The sequence below is a fragment of the Pseudoalteromonas sp. SG44-1 genome, assembly GCF_014164315.1.
Classification (GTDB): Bacteria; Pseudomonadota; Gammaproteobacteria; order Enterobacterales; family Alteromonadaceae; genus Pseudoalteromonas; species Pseudoalteromonas rhizosphaerae.
In genome coordinates, this window is the sequence record NZ_JACJEW010000089.1 from 1 (window position 1) to 10391 (window position 10391).

Consider the following 10391-nt stretch of genomic DNA (forward strand, 5'->3'; position numbering starts at 1 on the left):
AAACAGTTAAATAAATTGACTGATGATGATCAGTTAAGCTAATTTAAAAACGGCTCTACAAAATGATAAATCAAGTGATCAAAGCTGATGAGAATCGGTGATCAAAGTCATGAGAATACGCACAAAAGATGTATATTTTGTGTCAAGCCCATGATGAACATCAAAGCCATTACCAATTACATATAGCTTCATGTCATTCACCGTTGATATCTAGTTCTTTGAAGCTAATGATTTCGGAGTGGTCATCAGTTAACTCAAAATATGTATCTTGGAAGTAAAACTCTTCAATGTTTGCGTTAGCTTTTAATCCATCGGTATAGGCAAGTGTTAAGTGGGCAGTGTATGTTTCTTTGTGTTTTACTGTTGACTCATTGCTCAAGACGAATACATATTGCTTGTCTTCAGGATCCCAAGGTGAACGGTCGTAATCTGAGACTCGGTAATCAGCCGTAACAACCACCTCAAACTCTACTTCGTACTCAACCCACTCGGCATCGACATTCTGTAAGTTTTTCTTCTCAACATTCACAGAGTTGATTTCTATAGAATTGATAATATCATCGAAAGGATCTGCGTTTTCATAGTTGAACTCGCCATCTTCGAGAGCTTGCAGGGCATCTGCTTTAATTTGTTCTAGGAGTTGTTCGAATATTTCATCAGCAAATTTGGCTGGTTCTTCGTACGCTTTGTCGCTTCGAACAATCAAATCAATTAGGTCATCGATGTTTTCAAGATGAATGAAGTTATCTTCTTGTTGGCCGAATGATTTCATATCGCCATCGTCACTAACGATGTAGGCTGAATGTCCTCTAGCCAAGCTCACCTGTTTTATAGCCTCTAGCGCAAATGCATCAGGAAACTCGTGTTTTTTTGATTCTTTGCCAAATGGAGGGAGCTTGTTGAAGTAAGCATCAAATACAACTTGAGGGTTAACAGTACTTACATCAATAGTTTCGACATAGCCGTTTTCGACGAAATCATCAAATTTCTCACTGATAACAGCATAAATATCATCACCTTTAACCTTGGTGAAGATGCCATGACAATCAAGCTCTGGGGTGTTTCTTAGGAACATCGCATCTTTTTGCATCTTCTTTATCATAGAAGCTGCTTCTTCAGATTTTCGTTTGAGATGAGCGTCGATCTCTTTCTTCGTCACATCAGTAATAAGCAAGTGAATTTTCTCATCTTCAATTAGTTCTTGAAGACGACCAAGAGCGTGCTGTCCAAATTGATAATTTTTCTTTTCAAAAGCGCTTGTATCGATAAACACTAGCCTTGTCTGTAATTCCATAGTCAATACCTTGAACACATGGTGTAAATTTTCATCAAATAAATATATAAAATAATAGGGTGGTTAACCAACTAATAGCATGTTGATTTTGTTCTATTAATCGAACCTGACAGAGCAAGTTAAAATTTAATCAACTTACTAAAGGTTTTAATCATTAAATCCATCAAAATTAGGAGCTAGGTGGAGACCTTCTACTCCGTATAATGCCAAGCGATTTTTAAGTTTTAATCTAAAGTAATGTTCTTCAACGATAGGATCTTTTGAGCAATCAACATATAACTTTTGAAGTAAGTAACCAACTGATGATGCTCGTACTCGTTTGTGAAGAATGCCATCAGTCATGTTGAATTCATTTAAAACGCCACTTGAATCTTTTAAGCTAGGGTGAGGAATAATTTCTAAATCGACTTGACGATTCCACTGAACATCTTCGTTTTGAAGCTCTTTAGGTAATACAGGTTCTTCAATCGTATGAGCACTTTTAAATCTAGAAATTACAAAATCGGCAAATCTACCTTTTGTTCTATCATAAGCCCTTAAGTGCCATCTTGAACCATTAAACATGTAAGAGTGTGGAATTAGTATTTTTTCACTTGCACCACTAGAGTTGGAGAAATACTCACATGTGATAGGAGCTCGTTGAAGAATTCCTTTTGTTATAGCTGTTACAACCTCAATATCAGGTTCATCAATAATATCGATCACTTCACTCGATATATAAGACTTTGTATTAGCTTGAATCTCATTTCCTGTAAGTTGTGCTAAAACCTCTGAAGATTTGAATTTGAATAACTCTTTCCAATCCTCACTTAAGAAATAGTTTTTTGAATTTGATGAATCAGAGATGTTGTTTGGCATCAGAGTTTTATATTCAGCAATATCTCTACTTGCAGCCGCAGTTCCTATCCCAAACTTTTTAATAAGATCAGCTCTGGTAAAGCTACCTAAAAATCTTAGGCAAAACTCTATGTATCTTAATCTGCTTACTTGTTGTGAAGGTAAATGTTTGAGATCAATCATCTTTAAGCATCGTTTATTTATAATAAAGCTTGTATAGCATAGATTCTATCAAGGTACAAATATAATGCCTTATAAAAATCTTAATGGTTTTTCTACCAAGTCTTAAATAGATCTTGAATATATCATTAGTATACGGTAGTCTATTAATTGAACTGTAAGGGGTGTTAAGTGAACACCCGTATATGTTTGTTATATAGGTTTATTAAATTGTTTATTAAGGGGTAAAAAATGTCAGGAAAAAATCAACATGTAGTACCACATGACTCTGGTTGGGCAGTTAAAGGCGCTGGTAACTCTAAAGCTACATCAGTTCACAGCACGCAGGCAGAAGCGGCAGCACAGGCTCGCTCTATCGCACAGAATCAAGGTTCAGAAATGCTAATACATGGTAAGAACGGTCAAATCAGAGAGAAAAATAGTTACGGTAATGATCCATATCCACCGAAAGGCTAAGTGTTTTGGTGGTTTTAAATGTAACTACTGCTGGTAGGCAAAACTACGGTATTTCTTATTATGTAATGTAATTTGAAGGTTAATAGTATTAGAGGTTATTCATGAAATGGACTAATGGAAAAAAAGAGCAGCTATTTGTTATTGCTAAGGTGCATGATAAAAAGTTAGTAGCTTTGAAGGAAGTAAATGAGTCAAGTGAGGTAATACATTCTATTGCTGAACAAGTTGATGAGGAACCTCGTGCTGTTTTATTCATGTTAGCTAAAATGGGATTTTTTAAGGCTAATAACCGTACTAGTTATAGAGATGGTGTTTTTTATAAAAGAGATGCTAACGTTTCTATTGAGCAGTTTAGTATTCATCCACAATTTGAAAGGTTATCTACAGAAAGAGCAACTCAACTTGAGTTGGCACTAACCGAATTGATCAAAATTAGTAGTCCACTGGAAGATTGCCTATCTCTATTAAGTGAGCAATTCGAGATAAGTGAATTGAATATAAAGTATGAATTAGTTAGGGCTGGTCTTCTAGTTCATGACGGTGCTAAAGGGTATCAATTTTCAGACAGAACATACCTTCAAGAAGACGAACCAATAGCTGTTTCCGTTGGTAAGTTACAACCTGAAAATAAACTGAAAGATGCAGTTAATAAATATAGGGCTCATGCATCCCAATTGTATAATGTAACTAACCACAACAGGCCTTGTTTGATTCAATCAAATGATGGTACTGGTTTTGGCAAATCCTATGGTGTTATTTCCGAGTACATAGATTATTCCACTAAGCCAAATCTTGGCGGTCAATTTACAAATCTTGTTTTTGTTAGTCCACAAAAATCACAATTTGATTTTGATTCAAGCTTAGTTAGTAAAGCACACAACGCCGGTATTGAGTTTGTCGCGTTTCTTTCTATGTTAGATCTTACAGACCTCGAATTTGAGAGTTGGGTTAGCTCACCAAATGGCGAAAAAATAAAAAATAGTGTTCTTTACACAACGTGGATTAAGAAGAAAACCAAGTATAAATCGTTAGAAAAAGGGTTAACTAGGCTTGCACAGTCAGTAAGAACAGTTGAATCACTTCAAAACCGTATTAATACGGAGGTAAAAACCTATGAAGCGGATAATGCTGAGCTTATAAGTGACTTGAAGAAGCAACTTGAAGAACAGCGCAGAAATATGGAAAAAACGTTGTTTGATTTATCTTTGGCCTGCTTAAATTACAATTCTTCCCCCGTGGATTTGGAGACTTTGTTTGAGTCTAATACTGAATTAGACATACTTCGAACTGCGATTATTAAACACTGTATTCCGTTTTCTGTAGCAATGGTTAAACCTTGTATCATGCTTGCTACAACTAACAAGTTTGATCTTAATATTCGATTGCCTCAAAAAAATCCTCAAGGACTGTTTTCCTTTAAATCAATGCCATTTGATTGCATTGTTGGTGGAAAAAAGCATCTGACGGATTCTAATATTAGAACCGGTATTCACCTATCTGATAAACATGAGAAAAGAGTCGAGTTTTTAAAAGGAGACTTTTTCGAGGCTGATGATTCTAATTACTTCCGCGATAAAGGAATAGGCTTTACAGTTGTCATCGATGAATTACATGATGCACACAAGCTTTTCTCTGATTCTGCAACGACTACTTTAATTACCCCTGACATTCAGCTATCCCATGTATTTGCCGGTGTTTATCGAATATATATGCAAGCAACGGAAACCGTTGAAAGTGATATTGAATACACGCCATTTTACGCTGATAAGTTAGCTTTTATAGAAAAAATTAAAGATAACCTTTCTAAATATTGTGATTTATCGGCGGGTCTCAATTTGAAATCAGTTTTAACTACATTTGCAGGAAATATTGATTTTGTTCAGATAAGGCATGGTGATGCAGAACAAATAATTAACCTTACAAGAAATGCTTTTTGTTTTACCCCTAAGCGTTACTTTAATGAAGATGGTCTAAAAAGAATTAAAGTTCGATTAGCTCATGGTACGGGGACATGCCAGCTTTATTATACTACCGATGAATCTGATAACACTTTATCGCTGCATGATGTTTATCAAGTAACTATGGCCGTTTTGGCAGCAGCAGCTAAAGAGTTCAAATCATCATCTGAATTTGTTAAGTCACTGAAACAGGGCGGAGATAGTAGCCAAAACTACCCACTATACAAATTCATGAAGAAAGCTAGAACGGTAGCATCTGAAGTCGAAAGCATGTTTGATCGCCCAGATGAGAGTGAGGAAATTCAGATTGACCATTTTTATACATACTTTCATCCAAAAACGGTGTTTTCTTTAATCCCGCAAAAGTTACTTGAATTTAGAGAGCCGTCATTAGAAAAGCTCACTTATGTAAATTTTTCTTTGAGTTTAATTAAAGAGCAACCTGAAGTTTCAATTCTACGGATGCTGCATAATACGCAAAATTCAGTAATAGCGCTAAGTGCTACAAGTGGTATAAATAAAAATATTGTTGGTCAATATAATCAACCGTTTTTGAGAAAATACTGTTGTGAAGGTAATAATAACCTAGGCGTAGAAATTGTTGTTAGAGATTCAAATTCAAAAGATACACTCGTTAATTTAAGAGAAACAAGAGCTGAATTGAGGAAAGTTCAGTTTCACGTATTTGATGAAAACCGTGAGGTCATAGATGAACGTGTACTAACAGATGATTTTAAGGCTACTTTTGATTTCTGGTATAACAGACTGAAAGATTACAGTTTTAAGCAAGACAAATACAAAACGATTGAATTTAAAAGGCAATTATCAGCCTGGTTACTTTGTGCCTATGATGGTAAGCATACGTTAACTTTGGCGTTATCGGGAAATTTTTTAGGGGCACTAAAAAAATATGTGATGGCAATAAGGGCAGGAAGAGCAGCTCAACCTAAAGGGTTTAGAGAGTTAGACAAAAAGGGAAGAATATTCCAATTTACTCCTTTCCAAGGTAAACCTGTAATCCAAACCGTGCTTTTTAATGCTGAACTTAATAAAGAGGTTGATGTTAGAAAGTTTGTTCAAGTTGATTCAAACAATTTGAAGTTAGCGTTTATGTCTACCTACAAAGGTGCCGGCACAGGGTTAAACTATTTTGTTGAATACCTCAATGAATCCGGTGGTAGATTCGAGGTTGATTTTGAGCGACTGGTGTTAGTTAATTCTCCCTTCTGGAGCCAAGTTATAAAAGATAGTGCAACCGGCGAAAAAACACTTTATTCGTTAGCTAATTGTCTATCAATAATGAAGCGCATTTCAGATACTTCTGAAGACAAAGCACTTAGCGAATTTGAGGTAAATCTCGTTCATGGTAAAGATTACCGATTCTTGAATTATGAGCATGAGCTTGAGTTACTGAAAGCTATTATGCAAGCCATTGGTCGCATTGAAAGAAAAGATGCGAATATGCTTAGTGAAATATATATGGCATCTGATATTGCTGATATAGCGGCTGTTCAGTTTTCGAGGTTATCTAAAGACCATAAAAATGACATATTTTTCGAAAGTATGTCGTTACTAAATCATCGCTTTAAAACTGAATGTCACGAAAGAAGCCTTGAGGTCGGATTCAAAACACAGTCTGAGAGAGAGGTGTTTGAATTAGAGGTCGAATCATCAGGCGAGCTTTTGAATGAGTTTTTTGAAGTAACAGTCCCCGAGATTATTGAAGACGCCCGAAGAGGTGATGATGATTCTATGGAGTTTAATGAATTATTAAGAAAGATAACGTCTGTCAGTAACCCAGAGAAGTACATTCAACAATTACAAACATCTCAAATAGCAAAAAGTGATAAATTGGTTGCCGCTGCAATTGATAAATTGTACATAACGTTAGACGGAAATAAGCAGAGTTTAAAACTCTGTTACAGCGATAAATCTCCAGAAATATTGACTGATATAGTCAATGGAGATCGCCTATATCGCCCAGAAAAAATGATATCTTTAGACTACACCAGTAAAATGGAATTTACTCAGGATAACCTAGTCACAACGCTCGTTCGTGAAAGTGCATCAATATCCTTAGGTGCTTTCCAAAAGTATGTACCTCACCCAAAATTTATCAAATTGATTAAAGGTAATGTAGGAGAACACTTGTTTTCTTTGCTCCTAGATAAACTTAACGTTACTCCGCTATCTACTCAGGAAGTTATTAAAAGGGTTGGAAAAAGAGCGTATGAGCTTTTTGACTTTTATGCAGAAGTCGAGGGAATGCTGTTATGCATTGACGTTAAAAATTGGTCATCTAGTTTAGATAAAGCAGTGCTTTCTAAAAGTACCCACCAAAAAGCACTATCAAAGGTTAATACTATCTCAGACTATGTTAGCGGTACTTATGACGAAGTTCATTACATCTATGTAAATGGTCGCTTAGAGAATAATTCATTGAACCACGAGCAAGAAGTTGATAACAGCGGGAAACTCTATTATTTGAACCTTTTTAAAGAAGAATCTAGCTATAGACCAAAACACAAAAGAAATGCAGATGGTGAGACCACAGCATATTTTGATGGTAGTCAGCTTAAACAAAGAATTGCACTTAATCGTGTGGTATCAACTTTACTTCAAGGAAATGTGTAATGACTTATCAAAGTACTATTCTTGCCAATAATATGCCAGCAGCATCCACTAATATTATTGATGTTCACGGTGAGCTCAATGAACTTATAGCATCATTATTTCAATCACTTAATAGTGATTTATACATAGGCTGTAAGTCTAAGTCTTTCGTTAAGGAAGAAAAGAGCCAAGCTGAATTTGAGCAAAGAATTCATCGAGAAATAAAAATATCAATTCGCAGAGAATTAGAATTATCTAAGGATAAAAATGTTCAATATGAGATGGTAAAGCTATATAACAATGGCTCGTATGAAGTATATTTTTTCTATTTAACCCATATTTTACCTAACTACGCTGAATTGGTTGAGGAATTATCTCAACTAAGTAAGTCACAAAAAGAGCGTTTGATATCTGGGCTAATTAGCTTGCAGCTTAAGACTGAGTTTATTGAGCAAACCAAGGGTAAATACGAGTTTTCTCCAAGCTTTTATAACGCAGAGCTTTATTTAAGCGTGCAAAGATCTGGTCGAGAGAAAAAGAATGGAACAGCATATTTTGAAGTTCTGAAGCCTGAAATTTATTTTTCGCCTACTCAAGAGTTGTGTTTTGAGTTAAAGAAAAAGGTTTTTAAAACTCAAAAGTTAGAGGCAGTAACAGCAGATCTAGATGAAACCAAAGCGTTATTTAAAAACAAAGAATTTTCCTATCAGGCAAGTAGAGATATTAGCGCCACGAAATTCTCCAAACGCAAGTTTATGTCTTTTGGTGAAAAATATCCTGCTTCAGTTAATTATGCACAAAACCTTATCTCTGACATATTACAAGGCATATTAAATAGACTAGATATAGCATTCGAACCACGCATCTTTAATGCAACGCATGTAACTGATCAATTTTTAGAATCTGAAAAAGAGCATCCCTCAAACATTGTTCTAATAGATAATTTGGGACATGATTTTGACCCAGTGAAAAAAGATAAAGCTTTATCTCAGCTTCATTCAGAGTTCGAGAAAGCTGGTCTGTTAGTTGTTAAGCCTTCATTAGTAATTGAAGATATGTCACCTGATGTAAGTTATATCGTATTAAATGAAGGGGATGGAAATACTAGTATCACTTTATCTTGTGATCCAGATAGGGTGTTTACTGGTTTTTGGGATGCTTATTGCAATACAAGTTTTTCGCAAAAGCAGAACCTTGATTACTATACACGATTAAAAATTGATAAATTTGAATCACAAACGAAGGTTGTTATACAGGGGCTAAACTTTTCTGAATCGGATAAAGAATCGATAGTCAAAGGTGATGAAGAACGCTATGCGATATCCCCCTATAAGTTAGAAAGAATTAAATCAGAACTGTGGTTAAAACAGAGTGTCTTCATTAATCAGCAATTTACAGACATTAACTTGCCTAGTGCAAGCTTAAAGCTTGTTTATGTAAGAAAAACGGCAAGAAGAAAAAATAACTTTTTTGCATCAGTTGTTGAAGTGACGATAAAAGACAATGTATTAAAAATAACAAATAACCAGGTGATTAAATCTGAAGCTAGATTGAAATTAGAGTGTTCTTTTTTTGGAGAACGAAACTTTCACAACGGTAGTTTCTATTTATACGATGAAGATAATGATGTTTTACTTACGTCATATAGCACAATACGTGTGCCTCAAGTTATTGGTAACACCTTAGTTGATTCTATTTCAGTTGCAGAAAGTGATGAACGAACCGTCAATCGACAAAGCAGCATTGAAAGTTCTGTATTGCCTTACTATTTATTGCCGAAAGAACGTAAGCAGTACCATCATGTTTATCTGCAAGAAGCTGGTGCTGACCTATTCTACTTTGTAGCCCAAAAGCAAAGACCTAATCAAGATATAGCAAAGCAAAATCGTATCTATAACTTACTTACCTTCAATAGTAATGGTGACTTGTTGAATGCTTTGGAACAACCAATAACACACTTGTTTTTTAATTCGTTTACCGAAGACATTTTAAAAATAAATGAAGTAAGTAAGAGCTCGCTATTGGAAAAAATTGCCAAGTTATATATCGAAAATTAGTACATTCAGAAGATGTGAACTCTCTTAGTTAGGAATTGTTGTATTTATGAAGAATTGCAGTGGAGCAAAGGAAGTGAAAAAGTATTTACCTACAAAATACTTCTTTGATGAAAAACGTTGGTTAAAGCAAGAGCAATCTTCTGGGCAATATTATCGTCAAAGCGGAGTTGTAATTGGTAATTTATTACGAGACGTTGATGAGGAATTTCAAGGTGTGCTAAATGAACATGGCTCCCTTTCTGAAGTTGAAATTATCGTATTTCAAGCCAATTATACAGCTAAGTTGTTTAAGGATATCGAAAATGGGACTGCGCCAGAGAGTGTAAATCAAATATTTGAAGTGATTAGTGATGGAACAATGCTATTGTTGAAAACTGCGTATTCTGAATTTTCAGGATATAAGCCCCTGTTTGTGTACGAATCTTTGTTAAGGCTTGCATCGGAACGAATTTACTTAGAAGAGAAGTGGAAAAAAGTTGAAAATTCTAGGTTAGCATTAGAAGAGTTTACTGGTGAATTAAAGTTTCGTACTGTTAATAATGAGCTTGATTTTGGAGAAGTTATTGCAATTGAAAGATTCCAAGATCATATGAATCAATTGAACTTTGAGGCAAAACAGGATAGAGACTTTAAAGATAATAGATTGAAGGCTATCCCATCTATTTTGAATATTAGTATGGATGGTATTGGTATAGAGTTTTCAGCTGTAGATCACAATGTAGACAATCAAAGTTACACTTTAATGTGCCAAACAAAGTTTTATTATAAAAAATTTTTGGATGTAAAGTTTAAAAACTATGATGAAATTTCTATTCTGGATTTGAGTGCTTTCTGGTTAGTGTTTTCAAATCTTGCATTAGCATTTCTCAATAGTAAGCGTATAGCTAACGACACCTAGCTTTGTTTAATGTTCCAAGGTAGCAGTGGCTCAAGGTTATCTGGCTGCTCAGCAAGGTACTGTAAGCATGTTGATATATAGTTATGCACCACAAGGTC

7 protein-coding genes are annotated in these 10391 nt (G+C 35.0%); 4 read left to right on the plus strand and 3 right to left on the minus strand.

Going from position 1 to position 10391, the window contains the following annotated elements; translation table 11 throughout:
* Window positions 1-78: 78 nt before the first annotated feature.
* From H5187_RS24780 to H5187_RS21940, 3 genes are all read right to left on the minus strand, one after another.
* Window positions 79-192, minus strand: a complete 114-nt coding sequence (locus H5187_RS24780; RefSeq protein WP_259401759.1) for a bacteriophage abortive infection AbiH family protein — start codon at window positions 190-192, stop codon at window positions 79-81.
* Window position 193: 1 nt separating this feature from the next.
* A complete protein-coding gene (locus H5187_RS21935) occupies window positions 194-1294 on the minus strand; it encodes a PIN domain-containing protein (RefSeq protein ID WP_182794941.1) in 1101 nt (366 codons plus the stop codon).
* Window positions 1295-1441: 147 nt separating this feature from the next.
* Entirely contained in the window at window positions 1442-2314 is an 873-nt protein-coding gene (locus H5187_RS21940) for a YafY family protein (RefSeq protein WP_182794942.1), read from the minus strand.
* A gap of 228 nt (window positions 2315-2542) precedes the next feature.
* On the opposite strand from H5187_RS21940, the gene H5187_RS21945 reads away from it, so the two are divergent.
* From H5187_RS21945 to H5187_RS21960, 4 genes are all read left to right on the plus strand, one after another.
* Window positions 2543-2767, plus strand: a complete 225-nt coding sequence (locus tag H5187_RS21945; protein ID WP_101215510.1) for a DUF2188 domain-containing protein — start codon at window positions 2543-2545, stop codon at window positions 2765-2767.
* A 101-nt stretch (window positions 2768-2868) separates the two neighbouring features.
* On the plus strand, window positions 2869-7359 hold the full coding sequence (locus tag H5187_RS21950; RefSeq protein ID WP_182794943.1) for a hypothetical protein: 4491 nt from the start codon (window positions 2869-2871) through the stop codon (window positions 7357-7359).
* Window positions 7359-9395 (plus strand): hypothetical protein, encoded by a 2037-nt coding sequence (locus tag H5187_RS21955; protein ID WP_182794944.1) that lies wholly within the window; start codon window positions 7359-7361, stop codon window positions 9393-9395. Before H5187_RS21950 ends, H5187_RS21955 begins: the two co-directional genes overlap by 1 nt.
* A 46-nt stretch (window positions 9396-9441) precedes the next feature.
* Window positions 9442-10293 (plus strand): hypothetical protein, encoded by an 852-nt coding sequence (locus H5187_RS21960; protein ID WP_182798366.1) that lies wholly within the window; start codon window positions 9442-9444, stop codon window positions 10291-10293.
* Window positions 10294-10391 lie beyond the last annotated feature (98 nt).